Origin of the sequence: Microcoleus sp. D2_18a_D3, assembly GCF_036702455.1 — a bacterium.
Taxonomy (GTDB): Bacteria; Cyanobacteriota; Cyanobacteriia; order Cyanobacteriales; family Microcoleaceae; genus Microcoleus.
Window position 1 is genome coordinate 15,625 of record NZ_JAUBTK010000020.1, and the last position, 25,425, is coordinate 41,049.

Sequence of the window (25,425 nt, forward strand, 5' to 3'; positions counted from 1 at the left end):
TTCCTGACATCCCTTAAATGCGTTACCGCATCCGTTGCAGAATTTCCTTCTTCTTATGGCAGCCAAAAATCGGGAATGAAAGTTTTAGTCAAACTGCGAGTAAACTGATTAATCTTTCTCCCGATTTGAATGTGCGGTTCGTCAGCTTCCACGGGAATAATTGCCGCTTTGTTTCCGATTCCGAAACGCGAAATTACCAAATTTGCCGCTTCCAAACCAGTAACATAAGCCTTTTCCTGCGACCAAGAACCGTGACGGGTCACAACCCAATCGCCGCTCATCAATACATTATCATAACTTGTTACGGCAGGCAACAAATACTGATAGCTGCCAGGGGCAAAATGCGTCACCGCCCGCGACAGCCGAATCGCGCTGCTGTCAATTACTTTTGCCTCCCGAAAAGCCGGAATGCAAGTCGCTAAATCCCGCTGAACTAAGGAAACTATTTCCTCATCTTTCAGGGGAATTAATTGATTTGCGTGATAAAAGTCAGCTTCCACAACTGTTCCCGGTTCGTCTCGAAATTCGTCGTGCAAAGCATTCAAATCAAAAAACGTCCAACCTGTAGTTGAACTAAATCCAAAACAGGCATTAGAAGGCAGGGGAATGTCAATTTTTCGGTCAAACCACAGGCGAATAGCTAACACGTCAACTGCACCCAAGTTCATTGCGTCCCGAAACTCTTGGCGGCTTTGCAAAGCTGGGCTGCTGCTGATAATTTTTTGCATTCCCGTGACACCAACTGCAAAAATAACTGCATCTGCCTCGAAGGTTTCTGCGCCGCAAACAACGCCTGTGGCTCGGTTGTTGCTGTCCACTGTTAAATCAGTAACTCGCTGCTTTGTCAATACTTTTGCACCGAGTTTTTCCAGGCGATCGACCCAGGGGCGAAAGATTTTTTCTCCCACAGTTCCGCGACACCAAACTACATCAAAATCCGGTTGGTGTGCTAAGATGAAATAATAAAGCATTCCCAAAGCGGCGGCGGCAGAACATTGTTCTCCTGGTGCAAATAAACCTACTAATAACATGGGTTCAAAAGCATCGCGGTACAGTCTTGCAGAAACGCCAAACTGTTTGAAGAGTTCGCGGGCTGTGACGCGATCGTACCTGCGCCAAGCTTCGTCGGAATTGTCGAAATCTAGGACGGCGTAGAGTAAGGGCAAGGCTGAAAGCCGATCGACTAATGGCAGCCTTTTAAATCTGGTGTAAAGAAAGGTTCCTAACGGTGTAGGAAGGCGCGGTTCGTCCTGAAAAATCGGCGATTCTACTTCCAATCCCGCCGGTGAATACTGACAAGAACGAGTCCAAGGTGTGAAGGGATCGAGTCCTAATTCCTTGACTAAGGAAAAGATGTTTTTGTAGGGATACCAGAAGCCATGAATGCCTGCTTCTACGGAACGCCCGCCGGCGGTTTTCCACCCTGCAACTAAGCCACCCGGATGAGGGCCTGCTTCTAACAAAGTTACGTCATAGCCTTGCTGGGCTAGGTGATAGGTAGCGCCTAAACCGGCCCATCCTGCACCGACGACGACTATTTTGGGGGTTGACGATTCTGCTGACATTGCGTACCTCTTGATAATTTATTCATGATGACATAATTCATAAAATGCGGATTTGATATAAAATGTGTGGGATTATGTGCTAAATTTGGCTTGAGTGAATAATGGGTGTCAAAAACCGGCAGCAAACTAACCTGTTGCTGCTCTTATTTCCCGCTACCGCATGGCTGGTCGTTTTCTTCATTTTGCCCGTGCTAATTGTACTGTTGTACAGTTTCTTAGAACGCGGTACTTACGGCGGTGTTACTTGGATATTTACTCTCAGCAACTACCAGCGTTTGTTCAGTGGACTTTTCTTAGGAGTAATTGGGCGATCGCTCTGGCTGGCTTTTCTAACAACTGCCGCTTGCTTGTTAGTTGGCTATCCCCTGGCATTCTTCATCGCCACCCGTTCTCCTCGCTGGCGAAATGCTTTGCTTTTGCTGGTAATTATTCCATTTTGGACTAATTTTTTAGTGAGAACCTACGCCTGGATCATACTCTTGCGTAGCGAAGGAGTAGTTAACACAGCCTTGCAAAGCCTGCAAATTATTAGCGAACCGTTAAATTTGCTTTTTACGCCTTTCGCTGTGGCGATCGGTCTTATTTACGGCTATTTACCTTTCATGGTTCTGCCTTTATATTCTAGCATAGAACGCTTCAATTTTTCATTGGTAGAAGCCGCTCAAGATTTAGGGGCAAATGATATTCGCACTTTCTGGCGCGTATTTTTACCATTAACAACTCGCGGTATTGTTGCAGGATCTATTTTAGTTTTTGTTCCCGCAGTCGGCGCTTTCATCACACCGGATATATTGGGCGGTTCTAAAACAGTTATGGTGGGAAATTTGATTCAAAATCAGTTTATGAAAGCCCGCGACTGGCCTTTTGGATCTGCGCTTTCTATGCTGTTGACGGTAATCATATTGATTCCGGTGTTAATTTACTTCCGCGTGTCTGACGAAACTTAAACAGGTAGATTGAGATTTACAGTTGGGTGGGGGCGGGTTTATGAGATTATTTGTCTTAGGCACAGATTGTCTGTAAAACCCGCCCCTACAGGCGAACCTATTTTTGACTAATGACTAAACTAGATATACTCGTGCGGGCGATCGGCAAAAAGTGGCTTTGGGTACAAGCTGTACTAGCATTTGCCTTTCTTTACTTGCCAATTCTCATCTTAATTATTTACTCCTTTAACGCCTCCAGATTCAATGCCGTTTGGCGTGGCTTTACCCTCGATTGGTACCGCAGTTTGTTTAGCAATGCAGGCGCGACGATTGCTACGAGTAGCAGCGCCGGAATCTTGACTGCACTCAACAACAGCTTGCTAATTGCAGCTCTTTCGACTGTGTTAGCGACAATTTTTGGTACAATGCTCGCGTTAGCACTGGAACGCTTTCATTTTCCGGGGCGCAAAGCAGTAGAAGCTTTACTGTTTTTGCCGATTATTATGCCCGAAATTACGATCGGCATTTCGCTGCTAGTTTTCTTTACCCTAGTATTTCGGATCGTAGAAAATCTCACGGGAATTCGCCTCAATCTCGGCTTACCTACCGTAATTATCGGTCACATTGTCTTTAATATTTCCTTTGTGACTATTACTGTCAGGGCGCGTTTGGCGGAACTAGACCCTCAATTAGAGCAAGCAGCTTTTGACTTAGGCGCTAACGAATGGCGGGCTTTTTGGCGCATCACTCTCCCTCTGATTTGGCCCGCTATTTTTAGCGCGGCACTGCTGGCTTTTACTCTGTCGCTAGACGATTTTGTCGTGACATTTTTTACCACAGGTGTCGGTTCGATGACGCTGCCATTATTTGTTTATGGCCTGATAAAATTTTCAGTGACGCCCGCGATTAATGCCATTTCAACTTTGATGTTGTTGGCTTCATTGTTGCTGGTTGTATCATCGTTAAAAGTTCAGAAAAGTTAAAAAAATTGCTTTCTGTGTCATAATTATTTTGGTCTGCAACTAACACAACCTATGAAACGCCTGCTGACTTTCCTACTTTTGTTTGTGATGAGCGCAACGGTGGCTTTCGGCTGTAGCCCCACAGGTGGCAACCAACAAGTGCTCAGCATTTACAATTATGCCAGTTATATCGCCCCAGAAGCGATCGCCCAATTCGAGAAAGAGAACAATGTTAAAATTCAATACGACACTTTCGAGAACAGCGACGCACTCTATGCCAAACTCAAACAGGGAAACCCCGGTTACGACTTAATATTTCCGGCCGATTACATGGTGAAAATCATGATCGCAGAAAATCTAATTGAGCCGCTGAATTTAAACAATATTCCCAACAAAAAAAACCTAGAACCTAAGTTTATAAATCAAGCTTTTGACCCGGGGAACAAATATTCGCTGCCCTACCAGTGGGGAACGATGGGAATTGGCTACAACGCGAAAACAATCCAGGGAGAAATTAACAGTTGGGCGGCGATGTTCGATCCAAAATATACCGGAAAAGTGGCGTGGCAAGACGATGCCAGATACACATTTGCAGGAGTTTTAATGTATTTAGGATTTGATCCAAATACCACCAATCCCGAAGAAATTAACAAAGCCCGCGATTTGCTGATTAAAAGTAACAATATCATTGCAGCGTTTGTCCCCGACACCGGGCAAAATCTGCTGGATCAAGGAGAAGTAAATCTGACGATGGAATGGAGCGGCGATATTTTCCAAGTGATGAAAGAAAATCCTAATCTCCGTTACGCTATTCCCAAAGAAGGAACAATCATTTTTTCTGACAACATGGCTATTCCCAAAGATGCGCCCCAGAAAGAGTTAGCGGAGAAATTTATTAACTTTATTTTGCAGCCAGAAGTAGGGGCCCAAATTTCCAATTTTACCCAATTCGGATCGCCCAACAAAGCAGCAATCGATGGAGGTTTAATCGCCCCGAACGATTTGAAAAATCCTCAAATTTACCCGCCGGCTGAGGTGTTTGACAAAATGAAATTATTGCAGGATGTCGGGCAAGCAACTGCATTGTACGATCGAGCTTGGACGGAAGTTAAAGCAGGGGCGGGAAAGTAGATATAACACAGGTTTGTGCCGGGGCGGGTTTACTTAAATTTTAAGTTTGCATGGGAGTTGCACCATCGTCAAGAACGGGCAAGATGCCCGTTCCACAAGAAAATTAAGTTTTGTGGAACGGGCATCTTGCCCGTTCCTAAACAATTAATTGAGAATGGTGCAAGATATCAGGACTCGAACTCAGATTTTTATTACTCACACATACTAACAGAATGCACGCTGTCGAAGTTTTAGAAGTTTCCAAAGTATTTAAAAGTGTCCGCAGTCAAGATTTCTTAGCTGTAGACAACATCAACCTGCAAATTTACGATCGAGAATTCTTTTCTTTACTCGGCCCTTCCGGCTGCGGCAAAACTACAACTTTGCGAATGATCGCTGGTTTTGAAATTCCCACAGCAGGCGAAATTTACATTCACGGCCAACCGATGCAAAATCGCCCACCCTTTCACCGCCCAGTAAATACGGTATTTCAAAACTATGCTTTATTTCCGCACATGACAGTAGCACAAAATGCCGCTTTTGGGTTAGAAATGGAGAATTTGCCTCAAAAAACAATTCGCGATCGCGTTGCGGAAGCCTTAGCATTAGTACAGTTAACCGAGGTAGGAAAACGCTATCCCCGCCAACTGTCAGGAGGACAGCAGCAGCGAGTAGCACTAGCAAGAGCATTAGTCAAACAGCCGTCTGTTTTGCTGTTGGATGAACCTTTAGGAGCGCTGGATTTAAAATTGCGTAAAGAGATGCAATTAGAATTAAAAAAAATGCAGCGAAAACTGGGAATTACGTTTATTTATGTAACTCACGATCAGGAAGAAGCACTAACGATGTCGGACAGAATTGCAGTGATGGATGGAGGAAAACTGCAACAAGTCGGGACGCCTGTTGATATTTATGAATATCCTAAAACGCGGTTTGTTGCTGATTTTATTGGCGACAGCAATTTTTTAAGTGGTCGAGTAGTAGAAAAGCAAAACGGTAAAATAATCGTGTTGGTTGACCAGCAGTTAGCGGTGTTAGTTGCAACAGCCGAAGATATCCCCCCTGGGAAAGTTGTTACCCTGGTGTTGCGGCCAGAAAAAGCTGCTATTTATCCGGCTAATTATGATGTTGAAAATAGTTGGCCGGGAATAGTAGAAGAGGCTATTTATATTGGCACTGATACGCGCTATACGGTGCGGTTGACTGATAAAAGTTCGATCGCCCTTCGCCGACAAAACTTGCACAGAGATGACTTGCAGCGACACCAAGTCGGCGACAGCGTTCGAGTTGCCGTGCCGCCGGAAAGTATTTGCATTTGTTGAGACTCAAGCGGGCTGAAGCCACTGAGATTCTTTGGAAGATTGAGGGGCAGACTGAAGATGCGATTCCTTCCCGGTAGAAGATAATCTACTTCTTCCTTCTGCTTCCTCCTTCTTCCTTCGCGTCCTTGGTGTCTTCGCGGTTCAATAATATAGACAGTATTGGTGCTAAACTCGCGTTTGACTTTGCAAAATTTCCTCCAACAGTCGCTCTTGACTTTTCGCAGGTTCCTTGCAAGTTAAACACTCGCAAACTAACCCGATAACACCTTCAGGCAAATCAGCCTCAATCTGACAGACAGCAGTCGGATAATACTGCGAAATCAACCCAGCAATTCGATCGGGAGTCGTGCGAATCAGGGTAGAATGCTGATACCAGTCGAGCGCCGAAAGTAGACTCGGACAAGCTTGCGGAGCATCTTGTACAATACTGCTGAAAGCTTGCAAACCTTGCTCCGCGCGATCGAGATATTCCAAATTCGGGCCCAACAGCGCGAGGCGAACCAAAGATGCGATCGCAATTCCATTCGCCGCCGGAGTTGCATTGTCTATATAGCTGCGTTCCCGCACCAACAAATCTCCGCTAGCATCCTTAGCAGTATTGTAATATCCTCCCAATTCCACGCTCCACAAAAACTCATCAAACTCTTCTTGCACCTGCCCAGCTTTCTCCAACCAAAACTGAGAATTCGGCAACTGTTTTGCCTCTTCCCCGTTGCTTAAAGTCAAACTCGCTTGATGCAAATCCAACAAAGCTTTCACAAACAAAGCATAATCTTCCGACTGCGCGGTAACAGCAGATTGTCCGTCATAATTCAACCGCTGAAACCGCCCATCCGTCCACTGATTGTCTAAAATAAAATTAGCCGCTTTCACAGCTAATTCCAGATATTCCAAATTTCCAAAAACAGCCGCAGCGCGGGCCAATCCCGAAATCATTAAGCTATTCCAAGCCGCAATCATTTTCGTGTCAGTAACTGCGGGAATTCTACCCGGCCAACTGTCGTTTTTAGCTTCTTGATTGTTGCGGGCTGGCGGAAAGGTTTTTACAGTATCGGGATTGCCACCGTAGCGAACTTGAAAGAGTTTAGCCAAAGCCGTTTCTACCGTCTTGCTCAGTTTTCCCGGATGGCGGCGCTGCAAGACATTCTTGCCTTCAAAATTGCCGCTACGACTAACAGTAAACTGTGCTTTAATTTCCGCCAATTCCTCAGCAGTTAATAGTTGTTCCAGTTCGGCATAAGTCCAGACATAAAATGCTCCTTCTTCCGGTTCAACTTCTTCCGAAGTGTTAAAGCTGTCAGCATCCTGTGCAGCATAAAAATAACCTGTCGGCGCAATCATTTCTCGCTTCAACCATTCTACTGTCCCCGCGATCGCAGTTTCAAAAGCGGGTTCTTGTATTCCCGCGCTCCACAAATTTGCTAAATACTCAACAATTTGACCGTTGTCGTAGAGCATTTTTTCAAAGTGTGGCACAGTCCAAGTCGCATCAACCGTATAGCGGTGAAATCCGCCTCCTACGTGGTCGTAAATGCCGCCCAATGCTAAGTCTAATCCGCGCTGAGTGCAGACTTGTTTGCTGTCGTATTTTGACTCAAAATTAAATCGCGTTCCCCGCAGTGCTAGCTCAGCATAAGGTATCATCGGAAAACTGGGGCCGGGGTTGCTGCCCGCAATAATTCCGGTGTTTAGTTCTAAGCCTTTTTGGAAGAGTTCGCGATTTAATTCGGCGGTTACTCCTGACAGCGCTGCCGACTGTTGGAGGTTGCCTAAAATCTCTGCTTTGAAGGCTTCTACTTTGCCTTTTTCTGTATCGTAAAAGCGGCGAATTGCTTGCAAAACTTCTAAAAATCCCGGCCGTCCGTAGCGCGGTTCTACGGGGAAATAAGTGCCTCCGTAGAAGGGAACTCGCTCGTCGGGAGTGAGAAAAACGTTGAGCGGCCAACCGCCTTGACCGGTCATCATTTGCAAGGTTTGCATATAAATGCTGTCGATATCCGGGCGTTCTTCGCGATCGACTTTTATCGGTATAAAATGCGAATTCATGTATTGGGCGATCGCGCGATCGGAAAATGCTTCCCCTTCCATCACCGTACACCAGTGGCAGCTAGAGTAGCCAATTGACAGGAAAATCGGTTTGTTTTCGCTTCGGGCCGCTTCTAGGGCTTCGTCGCACCAAGGCCACCAGTCGATCGGATTTTCGGCGTGTTTCCGCAGGTAAAGGCTTTGGGATTGAGCAAGACGGTTGACCATAATCAAATCCACTTTAACTCGTGCTGAGTAAGCTTGTCAGTTCTATAGCAGTTTAGCGCGAGATGTTTTAGTTGAGTTGTGGCTGATAATTATGTTTTAATATTAATACCAATTAAATGTGAAGTTGCACATATCTCGATCCCCCTCGCATCCCCCTTAAGAATGGGGACTTTGAGAAGAATCTTGTCCCACCCCCTACTCCCCTTATTAAGGGGGGTTAGGGGGGATCAGATTCTACGGGGCCTCATAAAAATTTGGTATAATGCTGATTATCTCGATCTAATATGAGCTTATCATCTCGGAGAACCTTCAATCAACAGCTAGGACAATTTTTGCTGAGTGCTGCTGTTCCTCCTGCTGTTCTCAAACTGAGCCAAACTGCATCCTCGGAGCCAGCTTTATTAGAAACTAATCTTAACAATTTCCTGGCTAAAGCAGACCCAGAAATAGAATTATTAGTCCCGACCTTTTTAGGTAACGACAAGCGTCGGTTCTACGGCAGAGGTGTTCCGAAAAGCTTGAAGTTAATCGACAAATTTCAACTCGGCAGCGGCAGGACTTTTCTGGGAAGGCGGTCTGTAGTTTGGAGCGGTGCCGGTTGGACAGGACAGCCGACAATTACCAGAGACGGGGGAAAAACTTATTTAATTATAGGTGCTTATGACCACAATTTGCGAAAAATAGATATTGCTACCAATAAAGAAGTTTGGCGCTATAAGTTTGATGATATAATCAAAGGCTCCTCAACGATTTATATCGATGAAAAAGCTAGCGCGGAAAACAAAATTGTAATTTTGCAAGGCAGCCGCAGTGGCGGTGGTGGCAAAAGTGTCGTGCCGAGTTTTAGGGCAATATCTTTTAGAACTGGCAAGGAACTTTGGAAATTGGACATCAGGAGAACGCCCAGCTACAGCCGCGATAATGACAGCAGCGCTTTGGACATCGGCGGTGGCGTTTTGTTCAATGCGGGGGAAAATGCGATCGGCTATTTTCTCGATAGTTCCACAAGCAATGCAAAAATCAAACAAGGCATCAAGCAGCCAAATATCTTGTCGGAAGTACAGCTTTATGCAGCAGCAGATATCAGCAAGCACCGCGGCAACTTGGTAGCTGAATCATCCCCATCAAGGCTCAAAGATAGAATATTTATAGCGGCTGGTTCCGGTCATATTTACGGTATTAGCATTGCAACTAAAAAGATTGTTTGGGATTTTTATACTGGTTCAGATTTGGATGGAAGTGCTGTAATTTCTAAATCAGGAAAACTGTTTTGTGCCATTGAAAAACAATACATTCAGGGCAACGGCGGAGTGCTGAAGCTGAATCCCAACAAGGAACCGAATGCCAGCGTCGAATGGTTTTTGCCTACCGGAAACCGCCGACTTTCTAGCTGGGAAGGCGGGATAATTGGCTCTGTGGCGTTGAATGACGAGTACAATTCAGGGGAGTTTCCGGCGCTGTTTGCCACAAATGCACTCGACGGCAATTTGTACATCGGTTCCCAAGATATGATTACAGGTAAAAAAAATTTTGTGCCTTGGCGAAACCAGTCTTACGATACTCCGGTAATAGTATTTAAAAAAGCGATTGGTTCTTCAATTTCGACTCCGATTTTTACCGATGGCAATAAACTGATCAGTGCGGGATACAACGGTGTTTATTTGTTCAATTTGAATTGGGAACGAGCGAAGTCGGGGGATCAGAATGCTTTGAGAAATGCTAAAGGGGAGTTTTACCGTTTGAAAGTAATAGAATCGGGGAGATTTAAGCCGGGTATGTCATTTGAGGCGACGCCTGTAGTTTGGGACGGAATTGTGAGGATTTGCGCCAGGGATGGCTGGATGTATACTTTGGGTTAGTTATTGGTATTTTGTACTTCTATCGGGAACAGGCTTTCCGGCCTGTTCCACAATAAGTAGACTCTGTTGTGGAACAGGCATCTTGCCTGTTCTTAAAAGGGTGTTGAAATCCGCCAAGGCCACTACCTGCCGTTTAACTGCGGGAACAGGCTTTCCGGCCTGTTCCACAATAAGTAGACTCTGTTGTGGAACAGGCATCTTGCCTGTTCTTAAAAGAGTGTTGAAATCAGCCAAGGCCACTACCTGCCGTTTAACTGCGCTTATATCTCTCATATAAAGGATGTCAGGAATTATAGGAAACCTGTTATAGAAATCCTCGCATCATTTGTGAATTTCTTACTCCCTCCCCGCGAGTTCGGGGAGGGTTGGGGTGGGGTAAAAAATTTACGACTTATTTAGGATTAATCTAGCAGCAGTACACGGGCTTGATTGGTCGCTGTTGATTTTACGAAGGTCGGGCTGGGAATGTCGATCGAACTGAAGGGGAAGAGTACGAAAAAGCGTTTGGGCGGTGGCGGTTGAAGAAACAGGTGGGAGAGTGAAAAGCGCTTTTTATCGGTATAAGGTGCGAATTCATGTATTGGACGATCGCCCGATCGCAAAATGCTTCCCCTTCCATCACCCTACACCAGTGGCAGCTAGAGTAGCGAATTGACAGAAAAATCGGTTTATTCTCCCTCCGGGCCCTTTCTGAGGCAGCGATCGCACCAGGCCCACCAGTCGATCGGATTTTCGGCGTGTTTTCGGTTTTGCTGGCTAAGCTTGTCATATTATGTCCGGTCGATTACCCCTAATACGGTAGGGGCGGGTTCACCAACAATACCTGCCCATAATTGACAATCTCAAAAACCCGCCCCTTGTATCTTAAAAGAGTGAGGACGGTCGATCGCCATATCAATCAGGCGATCGCTGATAATTTAGATGTCAAATGAGTCGATCGTCTCGGAGAAGCTTCAATCAACGGCTGGGACAATTTTTGCTGACTGCGACGGTTCCTCCTGCTGTCCTCAAACAGCGCCAAACTGAATCTGGGAATTGACGGAGTGAGAAATCCGCTGAAACCTTGATATTTAGAGGGTTTAGGCTGTTGAACCTCCCTCAAGAGAGTAGTAATTATCACAAGTTTATTGACCATTTTGATGGTAGCGAACGCGAACGATCGTGATTAGACCTTGTAGAAAGTCTAAACAGTAGCGATCGCACGCACACATTGTTTTGATGACAAGCTACTCAAACCCTTACAGCGTCAAGTATTTCTACTTGCTTATCACCCGTTACATCTGGGCATCAAGCTTTTTGGGGAAAATAATATTAACCCATTTTTAGCGAAAGCAGACCCAGAAATAGAATTATTAGTCCCAACATTTGTAGATAACGACCACCGCGCCTTCCACGGTAGACGCAGGGCAGTTTCATTCTCTTGTCGGGGCAGCCTCCCGTGGTTGCCCCAATCCCACCAAAGGCCTAACAAATCCTGTATGGGTCGGCATTCTTGGCACGACAAGAGTCAAAAGGCTGGTTTTCCTGCGAATGAAACAGCCCTGACGGTAGAGGCGTTCCGCAAACTATGTCGCAGAAAGTCGAGTCGTCCTTTTACTCGGTCAAAGTTCCAGCGTCACAGATAATAACGAGCACCGAAACCATTGGTCTCTAAATTGAGATGTTGCACCATGATCGATAAGCCTGTTTTGGGCGGCCTCTCCTGCCCACCCCCTACTCCCCACAAGAAAACTCATTCTTTGTGGAACGGGCCCGAGAGTGCGTTCTTGGTAATGGTGCAACATATAAGTCTAAATAGCGCTTGTTGCTGAATCCGAAAGCGAGAATCGACGCACCGAATATGATCCAAGATTTTGTCCTGAGTTATAGCCCACAGTCCGCAGCTTCCACTGTCACTATCGGTTTTTACCTATTTTTACCCACCCATCAACCTCTCACTTAAACTTTTATACCGTACATTCACGGATCAAAAACTTTTTAAGGGCATAATTTACAGCTTTAAAAGAGTTTTATCAGTAATTATGCTGTGTGACACCCCTGTTTAGGGAGCTGAGTTATAGCTTTTTAAAAGAGAGAAAACTCAGGAATAAAATCCGGGTGGGAGCACCCCTATTATTTGATGCACGCGATAGGAAATAGCTAGCTAGAACTCATCAATTTAGGCATTTTGCCTAAATCCCATCAGCTTATTCCCAATCTTCATCGAATCTTTATCAAAACTACTTGCATTAACTTGGGCTTTGCTTTAGATTGAATATGTGAAGGAAAAAAACCTGCTTCCAGTCAACATAAAAATAAAGGTGTCAACCATGAAATCCCCATTAAACTTAGTCAAATCTATTTTAGCTGTTGCCGGTATCGCCGCTGTTAGTGCAGTATCCGCAGCACCTGCCTCCGCCTTCAGCTTTGGTAATATCACTGGTGGCGATACGTATGGAGATGCCTATCAAAACAGCTTCTCATTTAACGTAATTGACGATGGTGGTACATCAGTTCTTTTTAACATCTTCAACTCGGGAAATGCGGCAGTCCCTGATATGTTTATCGGTAAAGTTCTCTTTGATGATAATGGCTATCTGTCTAATGCCGTGGCTAACCAGGGTAACATTGGTCAGGTATCCTTTACGGGTGGTCTTAGTAACGATCAATTGCCTCAAGGTGGTACTGGCTTCACCACAGACTATGCCTTCACAAGGGATGAGGGTCGTGGTAATAGATTGGCTGTCCAAGGTAGCGAAATGTTCGGAGTGAAGTTTACTGGAAATTATGCTAGCGTAGTTTCCGCTTTGAATGCAGGTAGTTTAAGATTAGGGTTGCACGTCCAGGGTATTGGTCGTCAGGACTATAGCGATGCTTACATGAGCACTAGCAACACTGAAGCTACTCCTGAACCTTTAACAATGCTTGCTGCTGCAGCCGCTGTTGGGTTTGGTGCTAAGTTCAAAAAGCAACGCGCTCAAGCTCAAAAAGCTGAATAGGCGATCGTTTGAACTGGTTTTCGATTCTGGCTTGATGCCACACTGATTATTTTATGTTCGAGCTAAAAACCTGGTTTCACCAAGAAACCAGGTTTTTTAGTATTTGATAGCGCGCCACAGTGAAAATCGCGGACTTGGAAGCCTATCTCAAGCGAGCATCTCATATTTGTAAAAACACTTCTTCTGGCTCCTTCCTCCTGGCTCCTGGCTCCGGGTTCCAATTTCTAGCGGAGGGCTGCTTTCATTGAGATGCTGCCGTCAAATCCCCCCTAGACAGCGCATTTAAGAACTACCGTAAGGCTGTTTCTGAAGAATTTCCGCTCTATAGCAATCCTTGCAGGAATTGTAAATTTTTTACCGCACCCCAACCCTCCCCGAAGCCGCTCTGAGGAAGAAATTCACAAATGATTTAGGATTGCTATAAAGACACGCTCGATTCTTGAAAAGCAGATAATCACCATTGAGAATGGCTCCAACTCTAACTCGCTCAGCCGTATTTACTCGAACCTCAGTGTCACACCATGCGCGGTGCCAATTGCGTCTAGTCTCAAGAAATCCAAGCCTCCTTGAGGCTACTTATTTTTAATTTTTGTTGATTCACTCGCTTTTTAGTCTTTGCTTACAGGGGCCAAGTAAGCAAGTGCTCGGCACCCAACCAATCATTTCGAGTAGCAGTCTTTTCAGTATGTGTCCTAATGCTGAGCTATGCGTTGCCTCTGAGTCTCACCATCCATCAAATTCCAGAGTGTCTACTAACCTCATCTCAAAGATTTACAGCCCTTAAAATCCTCCGAGTCCTTTCCGTAGGAGGGGTTCAAGCTACTGAGTTGTCCACCTCCCCTACTATTTTTATGATATGATCTAAGAATAGTCTGGACTGTTTTTAGTTCGTAGTCTGAAACCCTCGATTTTCCGTGGGTACTTTGATTGCCGAATCGCCTTGCAACCCTTATTCTACGGTTGACTATCAAAAACTGTCCGCAGTATGGCTCTCATCAATCAACTAATAACTAATATCTAAAATGTTCAAGAGAAAACTTTTTTGGCTCATCATTATCGCCACAGCTTTAGTAACCCTGAATATGACACTCCTGTGGAAATTCGACGATGTTGCTCATTTTTGGATGAGTATAGTTTTTTGGTGTGCTGTGGGTTCCCTGCTTTGGGACAACCAGGATATTCTCAAACAGAGTGATATAAAAAGTGACCTATTATCGATAGTCGCTGGGACGCTATTAATAGCTTTTATTTTATTTCAAAGTGCTGGGGTTTCCAGTAAATCCGATCCTTTTTTAAGACTGGCACCTTTTTTGTCGGGTTTAGGTTTGAGCCTGCTTGCAGTAGGTTATCAGAACTTAAAACTATATTGGCGTGAATTGGTAATACTATTTTTTCATGGCACCCCCAGTGTCATTACGTTACCTTTAGTGGATTTTGTTACCTCGCTTACTGCTAAGACTGCTTATTATTCTTTGTGGTATGTCGGTTTTAATGTAACACGTGACGGTAATTATGTTGCTTTACCGACAGGAAGGGTGTTGGTAAATGGGGGTTGTTCGGGTATAGAGGCAATGAATTACTTATTAGGTTTAGCTGTAGTTTGTTTGGTGATGTTTCCTACTAAACAAAATAAGGCTTTGGTAATAGGTGTCGCTGTCCTTTTTGGTTTTATTATTAATGTTTTTCGAGTGGCGGGAATGGCATTGTTAGTGGCATCTAAGCGCCTAGATTTGTTTAAATATTGGCATGAGGGTGAAGGTTCTTTAGTGGTGGGGATGATTGCGGTGATTTTGTTTGGGATATTTTATCAATTTATGTTGAAACGAGATAGCCAACTTAGTCAAAGTTCGGGAAATTAATTAGTTGCAACTTGGGGAAATATATCGGTTCTTCGATTTCCCCTCCCATAGTCAGAAGTCTCACTCAAATGTCCGGGTGTTGAAATCCGCCAATGTCACTACCTGTCCTTTAACTGCGTCTCTATCTATCATAGAAAGGATGTCAGGAATTATAGGAAACCTCTTATGGCGACAAATGAAACTCAAATAAATCAAATTTACGGTTCAGAGGATGCTCAGGGTATTTTACAGCTTGCGATCGCACGCCGACAGGATGAAGGGGAATTATCCAGAGTGCAGCTTTTCGAGATTGCAGCGGAATTGGGCATTTCCGAACAGGATATTGTAGCGGCGGAACAGCAATGGTTAGCAACTAGAGGAGAAGTTCAAGAAAAGCTGGTTTTTAACACTTACCGTCGTCGCAAATTGCAGAAAAATGTGACCAAGTACGGCATTATCAATACTTTTTTAGTTTTGTTTAATCTAGCAGGTTCGCACGAGCTTTCTTGGTCACTGTTCATTTTACTAACGTGGGGATTGGGATTGTCGCTAAATGCTTGGAATGTTTATCAAACTGAAGGGGAAGATTACGAAAAAGCGTTTCAGCGGTGGCGGTTGAAGAAACAAGTCGGAGAGTCTATTGGTACTGCGACGAATAAGTTTATGAAGTGGTTGCAGTCGTGATTTTCTATTAAGAAAAAAGCGAGCGCTTTTTCTTCTAATCAACTACCGCTAATACAAATAACTAGCCAACTCTAACACTTATGCCGGAGAGAAATCGGACAAATGATTAATAACTCCTGTATTTTTCTCCGATATTTAAATTAACTCCTATATTCTTAGCCACCATTATCTCGGAATTTTTCTACATCATTAGTTGGTACTTTTGGCAATTATTTCCAAAATCCTGAGAACAAAATTGTGAGGCAGTAGCTGATCAAAAGCAGCGCGAGATTTCCGGCAGGCCTCAGCAAAATCATCATCCGAAAGTTTATCGTGAAAAGCTTGGATATAATCTCCAATCCGATGCACTTCCGAAAAAGGAACGATAACGCAAAAATCTTCCCATTTCATCCCTCTCAACTCCGGTAACGATCTATTGGTATCAATAAAAACCGGAATTCTCCCTGCTGACATCACCTCAAAGAGGTTGTAACAGCTATTATCGTCTCCCCTCATCGCCAAGGTATAAGCATTATTCTCGATATTTTCGATAAACTCGGCTCTTTGGCGGTTTCTTTCTTCCACCGGAAGACAAAAAAAATCTCCCTTTCTTTCAATCAAAGATGTTTGTAGATTTTTCGCTTTTCGCACTTCATTAATTATTTTTTTTCTGACTAATCGTGCAATCAACCTTCGCCTTCCCAAATCCAAATTACGATTAACAAAAAGGCTGCCTGCCATCCAGTTAACCATAGAATCAGAAAATTTAATATAACGTAGTATCAGCGAATTTAGTTGGGATGGATATTCAATATTTCCCACAAAACCGACAGTAGGAATTGATGGCTTTGAGATATGTACCTTCTCTCCCAGGTCGTAACTCCATTGGGGCGTGGGTATTGCTTTTTCTTTTTTATCATTGTATGTGGGCGCTGCAAATAATATTTCTCCTTGAGAAGGCTGAAACTCCAAACAGTTTGAAAAGGTGACGAGAGTCCGTTGCGAGCGTAATACTTGGCGTTTGAATTTATAAAATTCACGTTCCTTCTTAAGACCATAATAACTTGAAATAACATGGGGAGTTACCACAATCTTTCCTGCATCTGCCAAGTTTGTAAATCGGTGAATCTTGACTAGATCCGGCAATTTATCCCTGAGCAAATTCCAAAACAGTAACTCTGGACGAGTGTCCGGCGGGCTGAGGTGCATTAGCAGTGGGGCTGGGCGTATATCAGGAAATAGTAAATCTTCATTGATCCATATTTCCAGAGGTTTGTTAAGTTGGCTACTCATTTTATTTTTACTGAATAAATTTTTTGTTTACTTTCAACCAAAATTTTGACAGGCGGGGGACTCTCCCTGCTGCAAATAATTTTAACATAGGCTATCAAAATTTTAACAGCAGGGGGTAGCGATACGCTAATTTAGAGCGTCTTACGTTTAATGAGAACCAACTACTTCTCTGTTGCTTGCAGTTGCGCCCAAAGCCAGCCCAAGTTTAACTGCAAACCCACTAAAATTAATTACTGCGACGAATTTTCCCTCGCAGCATCTTCAACCACAGGATGAATTAAAGCAGATCGGAAACCTTGCCGCATTTCCGAACTCAAATACCTGCGCTGCAAAACCTGCCATTTTTGCCAAGCTGCATAGCGATTTTCTGCCAACAAACCAGCCAATTTCGGCAACTCTTTTTTCAGATCGCGATCGACAAAATCTGTCAAAAACTCGCCTAAAACTTCACTGTCTTGAATATCGCCCAAACATTCCTGAATAGCTTTCACATCTTCGACATAAACTTCGTAAGTCTCGCTGTAAAAATTCCCAAACAGATTCATCAAATAGCGAACCCGCTTAGCTTGCTTCCGCAAATCGTGCAGAATAGTTCCCTCGGCTGCTAACTTCTCTTCCACAGCCTCAGCATTCAAATCATCAGCAACTTTAAGTTGGCCATCCTCATATTCCGTACCCAACAGCCAAGCCGGATGTAGGAAAAACTCGCTGACTTGAGGTAACAGTAAATCTGGCAAAACCTCAGCAATTGGCAAATGTTCGATCGCCTGAAACTTCGGTTTTTCCAGCCAATCCTCGATCGACTGCTTCAGCGATTCGTAGCTTTTGTGCTCTAAAATTGCCCTCACCCCTTTCAAAGCCCGCTGGCGCTGTTTGAGCAAATTCGACAAAGCCTTATCCAAAACTTCCTGTTCCTCAGTCGGCAAATTCGGGTAATAGCGGTTTTGGAGACTTTCGAGCATCACATCCAAATCCCTGAGCGTTCCCAGAATCCGCCCCACCTTACCAATTTTGCCTTCAGAAGCCTCTTTTGGCAAATCTAAAACCGGAGCAAAACCCGCCACAGCCGATCGCAAACGTCTCAATCCCACGCGCATTTGATGAAGTTCTTCCGCGTCTTTGTCTTTGAGAACTTCAGCCTCGTGCGCTACACTTTTGCGGAAATATTTCTCAATCGCCCCAGATGCAGCGTCTCCGAGAGTTTTAACTGGAGTTTTAACTTTTGCTGATGTTTTTACGTTCATGGCAGGTGTAGATTCCAGATCCCCGATCAACTTTAATTTGGATTTCAAGGCTTTGGTAGTAAAGGGTTTACATCCTAGCACACACTTTTAATTTAGGCAGCGCAGCCACAATAAATCTTAATATAAAGTGCTTGACAATTTCTCCAAAATCAGCAGTGAGCAATCTAAAATCTTCAATCTCCAATCTAAAATCTAAAATCTAAAATCTAAAATAGAATTACCCTCCCTCGCCCTTGAGCTAATAAAAATCGGATTTCTGGCGCGCTTTCCCAAATAGGTTAAGATCGCTGCAAACCGATGTTTATTCGCCAAAGGGTGAGAGAGGGTGCGATCGGGAGGACAAGTTTTAAATTAAATCAAACCCGCCCAGGCTGCCCGACTTCAAAGAGGCAGTTTAGCCTTTCCAGTCTTTCTCAGATTGCTCGAGCACGTAGGTTGCTACATCCTCGATTTGTTCGGGCTTCAAGCGGCCGGCGAAAGCAGGCATAGCATTTTTGCCCTTAGTTACCTGAGTGGTAATAGCTTCGAGAGAATTCATACCGTACTTCTCAAGAGCAGTCTTTTTCAAGGTTTTCATGGCCATAACCACGTTGCCGCCACCGATGTGACAAGCAGCACAGTTCGAGCTAAAGATTTTAGCTCCTTTAACCGCATCACCTGCCAAAGCAGGGCGACCAAAGCCGACGGTAAAAATTGCGAACGCTAATAGGGCGATCGATAAGAGTCTTTTCAACGCAGTTCTCCTCTAATGGACACGCAAAGGGTGATTCTTTAGATATTTTACCTGTTAAAACAGGCGCGATCGCGCAGTCGTATCGCCTTCTTCCGAGTAATTTACCACTTTTTGGCAGTAGCAGTTCAACTCTCAAAATTCTCCACGCCCCAGCCCGGAGCTTTCTGAGCAGCCCGGATCACAAAAGCCGCTAAATTTTCAATCTCAGCCTGTGGCATCCAGCTTTCCGGCACTTGGCGGCACCAAAAAGTCTCCTCTGTACCGTCATAAGTCATGGGTTCTCTCAGATACGCCACCAGACTATTGATATTGTTGCGGGGAGGGGTTGCCCCCTTGAGGTCAGCCAAAGACAGAGATATCGTCGGATCAGGCAAATTAGCTCCTCCGACGTGACAATTCAGGCAACTTTGCTCGAACAACACCTTGCCCGCAGACAAATCCTGAGCCGAAAACAAGCGAGTATGTCCCTCAGAGTCCAACTCCAAAGCCACAGGTTCGCTGGCTTGTAAATACCTATTCACGTAAGAATCGGCAGCAGCCAAAACAGGTTGAGGAGCCAACAGCACGATCGGCAAAATAATTAACATCCCCAACAGAAAGCAGACAAAAGCACCACGACGCAGCATGAGGGACTACAACCTTTTGCGAGAATCAATGAGCCGGAGGTAAATTTTAGATTTCAGATTTTAGAGCGAAAAACGACCACCCAGCAATTATTGCCGAACTTCAGCCCTCTCCCAATCCAAAATCCAAAATCTAAAATCTAAAATCTAAAATCGATTAGCGAGCGCCTTTGCCACCAGCCCACTGCTTGGAGACAATTTTCGGCTGCAACAGAATGTGACCGGCAATCGCGTACAAATCGTCATCCGAGAGATTTCTCATCTCAGCGAAAATATCCGCACTCTTCATGCTCGGATGCAGTTCCGAAATTTCCTCAAACCCGTCATAAGTGGTGGGATTTTTCATAAAGTCCACCAGCGACTCAATATTATTCCGGGGCGGGTTGGCCAAAGCCAGAGTTTCCGGGCTCAAATTCACGTTCGGGTCAGTTTTGGTCATGCCCGCAGCGTGACATTGAGCGCAAGCCGAATTGAACAGGCGTTTGCCTTGCTCAACTTGTTTGAGGCTCAGCACCACTGGAGTACCCTTGTCATTCAAAGGCAGAGTGCGAAGTTCAGGACTCAGTTCGATAGCCATCGCACTGCTGACAAATAACTGAAATGTCAAGAATACAGCGGTCAGAGCAATGAAATATCTTTTAAGCATGGTTCTCCTTAAAAAAATCCGGCAAATTATTGAACGCTAAGAGATCATACCTGGCAAACAGATTTGTGTTCAAAATTCCCTGAGTCTGCAACAACTGGCGAAAGTTTGTGCAGCCATACCTTTAAAGGTAGAGGAATTTTGCGATCTAATCTGCAAGAAGTTTTGAGTCGCGCCTTTTTTCGAGAGTGGACATAATTGCCTTAACATCCTCCAAAGCCAAACGGGTTTGAGGGTGCTTGTAGGCAATTTCCAACTCATCGCACAAGCGGATCACGTCTTCCACAGGGACGTTGAAGTCCTCTGCTATTTCTGCGATGGACAGGTCTGCAAAACCCATAATTTTTAGGTCGCTGACAGGTCAAAATTGAGTTGACGGCTATTAACTGAAAGCCGGACAATTTTAGAAAGCGCTGTTAGCTTGTTCTGTTAGTTTGTTCTGAGATTTTGTTCGATCGCAAGCTAACTAACCGCTAACTGCGACTAGGCATTTTTGCCCAGCCTAACTTCAGGGCCAATCAACTTCCGATCAATATCATCCCACTGCTGGGTCGTTATTACCAATAGGACTTGCGCGCTCTGGGCTCAAAACCCGGTGTCTGGGTCAATGTCTGGCTACCAAACTCAATATTTTTCCTCGAAACCGGGTTTTGAGCCATTCCTCATACCAATTTAATGTGAAGTTGCACATATCTCGATCCCCCTAAATCCCCCTTAAGAAGGGGGACTTTGAGAAGTTGCACATATCTCGATCCCCGTAAATCCCCCTTAAGAAGGGGGACGAAAGATCGGAATCTTGTCCCCCCCTTATTAAGGGGGGCTAGGGGGGATCGGATTCTACGGGGCCTCCTAAAAAATTGGTATCAGAAATTTTTCGTCTCTCCCCCGCACTCACCAACAGACAATCCTCCGGCGCAGCAGCTTAGGGAGAAAGTTTGAAAGCGTGAGTCTGCGGGGGCAAAGCGTGACTGTCACTGGCTTCGAGGGCGGGCAATTCTGAGTCGGCCAAGAAAGGCTGTGGCTGGTGGAGGCTGATGAGCTGACCGAGAGTTTTCTTTAATTGAGTCCGGGGTACGATCAAGTCTACAAAACCGTGGGCGAAGGAGTATTCGGAAGTTTGATAATTTTCCGGCAGCTTTTCCCGCAGAGTTTGTTCGATTACCCGGCCGCCAGTAAAGGCCACAGTAGCTTTTGGCTCTGCAATTATAATGTCTCCCAGCATGGCAAAACTGGCGGTGACGCCACCGGTGGTCGGGTGGGTCAAAATCGGGATGTAAAGCAGTCTCGCTTCCCGGTGACGTTCCAGAGCCCCGGAAATTTTAGCCATTTGCATCAAGCTGAGCATTCCTTCTTGCATTCTCGCACCACCGGAAGCGCAGACAATGATCACGGACAAGCGTTCCCGCGTGGCGTGTTCGATGAGGCGAGTTAGCTTTTCTCCGACTACTGAGCCCATGCTGCCGCCGATGAACTGAAATTCCATGACTCCGAGGGCGACTGGCAAATTTTCGAGTTTGCCGATGCCTGTTTCTACGGCGTCTAGGTGGCCTGTTTTTTCTTGAAATTCTCGGAGTCGATCGCTATATTTTTTTCGATCGCGAAATTTCAGGGGATCGGTGGCGTGCAGTCCTTCGTTAATGGGTACCCACGTATTGGGATCGATCAACTGCTCGATGCGATCGTCACTGTAAACTCTGATATGATGCCCGCATTCCAAGCAAACCATTTGATTTGCTCGCAGGTCTTTGGTATAACTCAGGGCATCGCAAGCTTCGCATTTATTCCAAAGTCCGTCCGCAATTTCTCGTTCCGGCCGTTCTTGGGAGTTCGGTACTGATTTTCGTCGATTTGCAAACCAATCAAATAGAGACATTAAAACTTGGTATTTGTTAACTGTTGACTGTTGACTGTTGACTGTTGACTGTTGACTGTTGGCTGTTGGCTGTTGTTATTTGTGAGTTGTTAGCTGCTACCAATAACTAATAACTAATAACTAATAACCAATAATCCATAACAACAGACAATAAACAACAGACTTGACTACTGACTATTGTCCTCTTCAACTGGACTGATGAGGAGCCATGCTGTTCGCTGGTGTTGTGGAAGAACTTGCAGGGCTGTAGCACTTCCAGCCCCGAAATAAGATGCTATGCCCAAGTCTACAATCCGGGCCGGGATTTCATGAGCAGCTAGGAGCTGCTGCATTAATTCCGCTTCCCAACGAAAGCTAGTAGTTGTAAGTGTAATCCAAGACACGGAACAATTTTACCAATTTTTGAGACAATATAATGTTCGATCGCGCCTGACTACGGGCACATCAGAAACTAAAATTCGGGAAAAACAACTGCCAGTAACTAGATAAGATCGCTTCGCCCCACAGAGCAGTAATTGCTGTACCGAGAGCCAGAAAGGGGCCGAAAGGCATGGGTTGACGCCGATCGAGTAACCCGATAGCGATCGCCCCACCACCAACAAAAGCTCCGGCGACACAGGCAATAAATCCCGCTAGCAGCAAGTATTTCCAGCCCAGCCAAGCTCCCATCAAGGCGGCTAATTTGGTATCTCCGGCGCCCATAGCATTCTGCCCCAGACCGATTGTCCCGGCGAGTCCGATCGCGTCAAACAGCCACAACCCGACAACTGCTCCCGCGATCCCGTCGAGTACCAGATAGTTTACCGAGTCGATCAAACTAAATGTCGGCCACCAACCTTTCGCCATTTGGAAAACCAATCCGAGCACCAAACCCGATCGAGTTAAAGAATTAGGCAAAGTCATTGTATCGCAATCAATCAAAGACAAAGCCAACAGCCAGCTAAACAAAGCCCAAAAACCAAGAGTTTGCACTGTTACGCCAAACCGCCAGAAGATGAGCAAAAACAGCAAACCCGTAGCTGCTTCCACCAGCGGATAGCGGGCAGAAATCCGACTGTGGCAGTGATTGCAGCGTCCCCGCAGCCACAGCCAACCGAAAACGGGTATATTTTCGTAATTTCTGAGTTGATTTAAACATTTGGGACAGCGAGAAGGAGGGTGGATCACCGACAAACCGGCAGGCAACCGATAGACTACCACATTTAGAAAGCTGCCAATAGCCGCTCCGAAAATAAAGACGATCGCCGTGACAAGGGAATTAAAGATAAGTTCCATTAAGTTGTCTGTTGACTGTTCACTGTTGACTGTTCACTGTTCACTGTTGACTGTTGTCTGTGGTTATTTATTAATTGTTAGATTGTGTCCGGTCAATTACCAATAAGGTTTGTAGTAGGGACTTTAGTCAAAAGTAAAATTATGAGGACTAAAGTTCTCACTACAAACCTATTTTTTGACACTCGTTCGAGCCAACATAAATATTAGTTGTCAATGCCCCATGCCCCATGCCCCATGCCCCATGCCCCATGCCCCATGCCCAATGACCAATTACTAATTAATACATTTGAGATTCAATTTCGTCAAAAGTAACAAAACGTTCACCAGGCAATAAAATCGGCTGCGAAGCAAAAATTAACTGACCTCGATCGCTTCCTTGACTGACAACTACACCCGCCGGACGCTGCATCTGCTCGGAATGCACTTTCAGATACATACCATAGGCTGATCGAGCAGCTCGGATCAAATCGGGAGCTAGCAAGCTGTGACTTTCGGAAGTTTCTATAGTGGGTTCTGGGTTTGGCTGGTATGGAGTCACTGGAAACTTATCATAATGGTATAGGCCGAGTTATTGGTGTGGCCTCTAGATTGATCGAACTTACCCTATTTTTTAAGAATAAACTTAGGTGGAAATTATTAATAGATTAACCTACAATCCTCCCTTGGCTGCGATCGAACTGCGGCTGCGATCGCTCCTTTCGGCTCAACTGTACGCTGCTGCGTGGGTAGATCCGTCCCCCGCCACGCTAATGGGGGTTTTCGATCACCTGCGAACTCTGCGCTACATCCTCCACGACTACGTGCCCCGGCCCGTGTCCGAATCTCCGCCCAACCCCGGCGAGGTGCGCTACCAGTGGCAAACAGGCACCTTGCTGTTCACCGATTTGGCAGGGTTTACGTCGCTGTTGGAAGCGAATGCGACCCAGGGGCGCAAAGGAGCGGAAAGCCTGCTGGGCGTGATTAACGACTATTTTGCCTCGATGATTGAAATTGTCAGCAAATCGGGCGGGGATTTGCTGGAGTTTACCGGAGATGCGATGCTGGTGCAGTTTCCGTCAGGGGTTTACCAAGAGGATACAGCGAGGGCGGTGCGGGCTGGTTTGCGGATGCAGCGGGCGATGGCTGAATTTGCCAATATTGAAACGGCGCGGGGTGTTTTGTCTTTGAGGATGCGGGTGGGCATCCACTGCGGCCGCTATATTAGTGCTGACATCGGTACGCCGCTACGGATGGCTCACGTACTGCTGGGGCATTCAGTTCAGCAAGCCAAGCAAGCTGAGGGTTGTGGGACTGTGGGGCGGGTGTGTGTGACTGAAACTGCTAGAGAGTCTGTGGGAGAGCAATTTCGTTTTGAACCGGGCAAACCGGGTTATTTTTTGGTGGCGGACGATTTCACGGACGATCGACTCGGAGAGTATGATATCACTTTGACTCGGCGGCGGATGCCGAGTTCGGTATTGCTCGATCGCAGCGTTGCGGGTTTGGTAAGCGAAATCGGGCAAGCTGTGAATCGGCTTGAACCCCTTGCTAGTTATATTCCCAAAACTATCCTGAGACTGCTGGTGGAAAATGCAGACAGGCGGAAAATTCCGCCGGATTTTCCTGAACCGACGGTGATGTTTGTCAACTTGATAGGTTTACCGGAGTCTGTGGAGAAAGCTTCGCCCCAGGAAGAAGTCAATCTGGTAGTGAGTTTTTCTCGGGTGTTTGCGTCGATCGATGCTGTAGTCTCAGCTAAAGGGGGCGTGTTGCAAAAAGTAACGGCGCACTTAGATGGTTCGGATATGCTGATTTATTTTGGCGTGCCCGACGCTCACACGGATGACGCCAGCCGCGCGGCTAGTGCGGCGATTGCCATCCGAGATATTATTGCAGGTTTGCCTCTGGTAATTATCGGGGCTGAAGAAGTAAAAGTAAGCTGTCAAATTGGGCTATCCCTGGGGCCGGTGTTTGCTGCTGAGGTTGGGGAACCGCGAGGGCGCAGGGAGTTTAATATCCTCGGCGATACGGTGAATACGGCTGCTCGGTTGATGAGCAAGGCGGGGGAAAACCAAATTTTGATTGGTGAAAGGGTGTGTGAGTCGATCGGGCTAAACTTCATTTGCGAGGCTTTGGGAGCTGTTTCTCTGAAGGGGAAATCTGCTCAAACTCCGATTTTTGCTTTGCAAGGTGCAAAAGGGGAGAAGGGAAAAGGGGGCGTTTAAATAACTTTGCTGGGCAATAATCGCATACTACTGGTCAATTGAGAGCATGACCAACCATTAC

The 25,425-nt window shown here is 45.6% G+C and carries 23 protein-coding genes and 1 pseudogene; 9 read left to right on the top strand and 15 right to left on the bottom strand.

What is annotated here, in order from left to right:
- Window positions 1–53 precede the first annotated feature (53 nt).
- Window positions 54–1,565 carry an FAD-dependent oxidoreductase gene (locus tag QUB06_RS12075; RefSeq protein ID WP_333435461.1) on the bottom strand — a complete coding sequence of 504 codons (1,512 nt, stop codon included), beginning with the start codon at window positions 1,563–1,565 and terminating at the stop codon, window positions 54–56.
- Window positions 1,566–1,666: 101 nt separating this feature from the next.
- On the opposite strand from QUB06_RS12075, the gene QUB06_RS12080 reads away from it, so the two are divergent.
- From QUB06_RS12080 to QUB06_RS12095, 4 genes are all read left to right on the top strand, one after another.
- Complete coding sequence (locus QUB06_RS12080) at window positions 1,667–2,512, top strand: ABC transporter permease (RefSeq protein WP_333435462.1); 846 nt, start codon at window positions 1,667–1,669, stop codon at window positions 2,510–2,512.
- Window positions 2,513–2,622: 110 nt separating this feature from the next.
- Window positions 2,623–3,474 carry an ABC transporter permease gene (locus QUB06_RS12085; RefSeq protein ID WP_333435463.1) on the top strand — a complete coding sequence of 284 codons (852 nt, stop codon included), beginning with the start codon at window positions 2,623–2,625 and terminating at the stop codon, window positions 3,472–3,474.
- A gap of 51 nt (window positions 3,475–3,525) precedes the next feature.
- Window positions 3,526–4,584: a spermidine/putrescine ABC transporter substrate-binding protein gene (locus tag QUB06_RS12090; RefSeq protein ID WP_333435464.1), complete on the top strand. Its 1,059-nt coding sequence runs from the start codon at window positions 3,526–3,528 to the stop codon at window positions 4,582–4,584.
- Window positions 4,585–4,796: 212 nt separating this feature from the next.
- Window positions 4,797–5,885: an ABC transporter ATP-binding protein gene (locus QUB06_RS12095; RefSeq protein ID WP_333435465.1), complete on the top strand. Its 1,089-nt coding sequence runs from the start codon at window positions 4,797–4,799 to the stop codon at window positions 5,883–5,885.
- Window positions 5,886–6,050: 165 nt separating this feature from the next.
- Here the strand turns inward: QUB06_RS12095 and QUB06_RS12100 are convergent, their stop codons facing one another.
- On the bottom strand, window positions 6,051–8,138 hold the full coding sequence (locus QUB06_RS12100) for a thioredoxin domain-containing protein (RefSeq protein ID WP_333435466.1): 2,088 nt from the start codon (window positions 8,136–8,138) through the stop codon (window positions 6,051–6,053).
- Between the two features lie 284 nt (window positions 8,139–8,422).
- On the opposite strand from QUB06_RS12100, the gene QUB06_RS12105 reads away from it, so the two are divergent.
- Window positions 8,423–9,997 (top strand): outer membrane protein assembly factor BamB family protein, encoded by a 1,575-nt coding sequence (locus QUB06_RS12105; protein ID WP_333287139.1) that lies wholly within the window; start codon window positions 8,423–8,425, stop codon window positions 9,995–9,997.
- On the opposite strand, the gene QUB06_RS12110 is transcribed toward QUB06_RS12105, so the two are convergent.
- The 3 genes and pseudogenes from QUB06_RS12110 to QUB06_RS12120 form a co-directional block, all read right to left on the bottom strand.
- The gene (locus QUB06_RS12110) at window positions 9,998–10,231 is read right to left on the bottom strand and encodes a hypothetical protein (RefSeq protein ID WP_333287141.1); all 234 of its coding nucleotides are present in this window, start codon (window positions 10,229–10,231) and stop codon (window positions 9,998–10,000) included. It abuts the gene before it with no gap.
- A gap of 316 nt (window positions 10,232–10,547) precedes the next feature.
- Window positions 10,548–10,722: pseudogene (locus QUB06_RS34685) on the bottom strand (DUF255 domain-containing protein); the annotation flags it as partial.
- Window positions 10,723–10,895: 173 nt separating this feature from the next.
- The gene (locus tag QUB06_RS12120; protein ID WP_333435467.1) at window positions 10,896–11,132 is read right to left on the bottom strand and encodes a hypothetical protein; all 237 of its coding nucleotides are present in this window, start codon (window positions 11,130–11,132) and stop codon (window positions 10,896–10,898) included.
- A gap of 1,174 nt (window positions 11,133–12,306) precedes the next feature.
- Here QUB06_RS12120 and QUB06_RS12125 point away from each other — a divergent pair.
- From QUB06_RS12125 to QUB06_RS12135, 3 genes are all read left to right on the top strand, one after another.
- Window positions 12,307–12,975 carry a PEP-CTERM sorting domain-containing protein gene (locus QUB06_RS12125; RefSeq protein ID WP_333435468.1) on the top strand — a complete coding sequence of 223 codons (669 nt, stop codon included), beginning with the start codon at window positions 12,307–12,309 and terminating at the stop codon, window positions 12,973–12,975.
- A 1,022-nt stretch (window positions 12,976–13,997) separates the two neighbouring features.
- Window positions 13,998–14,834, top strand: a complete 837-nt coding sequence (gene crtA / locus QUB06_RS12130) for a cyanoexosortase A (RefSeq protein WP_333287148.1) — start codon at window positions 13,998–14,000, stop codon at window positions 14,832–14,834.
- 165 nt (window positions 14,835–14,999) lie between these two features.
- The gene (locus QUB06_RS12135) at window positions 15,000–15,497 is read left to right on the top strand and encodes a 2TM domain-containing protein (protein ID WP_333287149.1); all 498 of its coding nucleotides are present in this window, start codon (window positions 15,000–15,002) and stop codon (window positions 15,495–15,497) included.
- A gap of 189 nt (window positions 15,498–15,686) precedes the next feature.
- Here QUB06_RS12135 and QUB06_RS12140 read toward each other — a convergent pair whose 3' ends face one another.
- From QUB06_RS12140 to QUB06_RS12185, 10 genes are all read right to left on the bottom strand, one after another.
- The gene (locus tag QUB06_RS12140) at window positions 15,687–16,586 is read right to left on the bottom strand and encodes a hypothetical protein (protein WP_333435469.1); all 900 of its coding nucleotides are present in this window, start codon (window positions 16,584–16,586) and stop codon (window positions 15,687–15,689) included.
- Window positions 16,587–16,999: 413 nt separating this feature from the next.
- Window positions 17,000–18,013, bottom strand: coding sequence for a CHAD domain-containing protein (locus QUB06_RS12145; protein ID WP_333435470.1), 1,014 nt, complete (start codon window positions 18,011–18,013; stop codon window positions 17,000–17,002).
- Between the two features lie 394 nt (window positions 18,014–18,407).
- Window positions 18,408–18,746 (bottom strand): cytochrome c6 PetJ, encoded by a 339-nt coding sequence (gene petJ / locus QUB06_RS12150; RefSeq protein WP_333142200.1) that lies wholly within the window; start codon window positions 18,744–18,746, stop codon window positions 18,408–18,410.
- Window positions 18,747–18,871: 125 nt separating this feature from the next.
- The gene (gene psbV2, locus QUB06_RS12155) at window positions 18,872–19,372 is read right to left on the bottom strand and encodes a photosystem II cytochrome PsbV2 (RefSeq protein ID WP_333287153.1); all 501 of its coding nucleotides are present in this window, start codon (window positions 19,370–19,372) and stop codon (window positions 18,872–18,874) included.
- A gap of 154 nt (window positions 19,373–19,526) precedes the next feature.
- Entirely contained in the window at window positions 19,527–20,015 is a 489-nt protein-coding gene (gene psbV / locus QUB06_RS12160) for a photosystem II cytochrome c-550 (RefSeq protein WP_190663569.1), read from the bottom strand.
- Window positions 20,016–20,160: 145 nt separating this feature from the next.
- The gene (locus tag QUB06_RS12165; protein WP_006633443.1) at window positions 20,161–20,352 is read right to left on the bottom strand and encodes a hypothetical protein; all 192 of its coding nucleotides are present in this window, start codon (window positions 20,350–20,352) and stop codon (window positions 20,161–20,163) included.
- A gap of 582 nt (window positions 20,353–20,934) precedes the next feature.
- Complete coding sequence (accD, locus tag QUB06_RS12170) at window positions 20,935–21,885, bottom strand: acetyl-CoA carboxylase, carboxyltransferase subunit beta (RefSeq protein ID WP_333435471.1); 951 nt, start codon at window positions 21,883–21,885, stop codon at window positions 20,935–20,937.
- Between the two features lie 167 nt (window positions 21,886–22,052).
- Window positions 22,053–22,268 (bottom strand): hypothetical protein, encoded by a 216-nt coding sequence (locus QUB06_RS12175; RefSeq protein WP_333102041.1) that lies wholly within the window; start codon window positions 22,266–22,268, stop codon window positions 22,053–22,055.
- A gap of 61 nt (window positions 22,269–22,329) precedes the next feature.
- Window positions 22,330–23,160, bottom strand: a complete 831-nt coding sequence (locus QUB06_RS12180) for a prepilin peptidase (RefSeq protein WP_333287155.1) — start codon at window positions 23,158–23,160, stop codon at window positions 22,330–22,332.
- Window positions 23,161–23,437: 277 nt separating this feature from the next.
- Window positions 23,438–23,698, bottom strand: a complete 261-nt coding sequence (locus QUB06_RS12185) for a hypothetical protein (protein WP_333306515.1) — start codon at window positions 23,696–23,698, stop codon at window positions 23,438–23,440.
- 88 nt (window positions 23,699–23,786) lie between these two features.
- On the opposite strand from QUB06_RS12185, the gene QUB06_RS12190 reads away from it, so the two are divergent.
- Window positions 23,787–25,364, top strand: a complete 1,578-nt coding sequence (locus tag QUB06_RS12190) for an adenylate/guanylate cyclase domain-containing protein (protein WP_333435472.1) — start codon at window positions 23,787–23,789, stop codon at window positions 25,362–25,364.
- The last annotated feature ends 61 nt before the right edge of the window (window positions 25,365–25,425 follow it).

Excerpts from the sequence above, each read along its gene's own strand:
- QUB06_RS12095 (WP_333435465.1), top strand. The coding sequence starts at position 4,797 with ATGCACGCTGTCGAAGTTTTAGAAGTTTCCAAAGTATTTAAAAGTGTC.
- crtA (WP_333287148.1), top strand. The coding sequence starts at position 13,998 with ATGTTCAAGAGAAAACTTTTTTGGCTCATCATTATCGCCACAGCTTTA.
- QUB06_RS12075 (WP_333435461.1), bottom strand. The coding sequence starts at position 1,565 with ATGTCAGCAGAATCGTCAACCCCCAAAATAGTCGTCGTCGGTGCAGGA.
- QUB06_RS12180 (WP_333287155.1), bottom strand. The coding sequence starts at position 23,160 with ATGGAACTTATCTTTAATTCCCTTGTCACGGCGATCGTCTTTATTTTC.
- QUB06_RS12090 (WP_333435464.1), top strand. The coding sequence starts at position 3,526 with ATGAAACGCCTGCTGACTTTCCTACTTTTGTTTGTGATGAGCGCAACG.
- psbV2 (WP_333287153.1), bottom strand. The coding sequence starts at position 19,372 with ATGCTGCGTCGTGGTGCTTTTGTCTGCTTTCTGTTGGGGATGTTAATT.
- QUB06_RS12120 (WP_333435467.1), bottom strand. The coding sequence starts at position 11,132 with ATGGTCAATAAACTTGTGATAATTACTACTCTCTTGAGGGAGGTTCAA.
- QUB06_RS12085 (WP_333435463.1), top strand. The coding sequence starts at position 2,623 with ATGACTAAACTAGATATACTCGTGCGGGCGATCGGCAAAAAGTGGCTT.
- QUB06_RS12100 (WP_333435466.1), bottom strand. The coding sequence starts at position 8,138 with ATGGTCAACCGTCTTGCTCAATCCCAAAGCCTTTACCTGCGGAAACAC.
- QUB06_RS12080 (WP_333435462.1), top strand. The coding sequence starts at position 1,667 with ATGGGTGTCAAAAACCGGCAGCAAACTAACCTGTTGCTGCTCTTATTT.
- psbV (WP_190663569.1), bottom strand. The coding sequence starts at position 20,015 with ATGCTTAAAAGATATTTCATTGCTCTGACCGCTGTATTCTTGACATTT.
- QUB06_RS12135 (WP_333287149.1), top strand. The coding sequence starts at position 15,000 with ATGGCGACAAATGAAACTCAAATAAATCAAATTTACGGTTCAGAGGAT.
- QUB06_RS12125 (WP_333435468.1), top strand. The coding sequence starts at position 12,307 with ATGAAATCCCCATTAAACTTAGTCAAATCTATTTTAGCTGTTGCCGGT.
- QUB06_RS12105 (WP_333287139.1), top strand. The coding sequence starts at position 8,423 with ATGAGCTTATCATCTCGGAGAACCTTCAATCAACAGCTAGGACAATTT.
- QUB06_RS12145 (WP_333435470.1), bottom strand. The coding sequence starts at position 18,013 with ATGAACGTAAAAACATCAGCAAAAGTTAAAACTCCAGTTAAAACTCTC.
- QUB06_RS12165 (WP_006633443.1), bottom strand. The coding sequence starts at position 20,352 with ATGGGTTTTGCAGACCTGTCCATCGCAGAAATAGCAGAGGACTTCAAC.
- accD (WP_333435471.1), bottom strand. The coding sequence starts at position 21,885 with ATGTCTCTATTTGATTGGTTTGCAAATCGACGAAAATCAGTACCGAAC.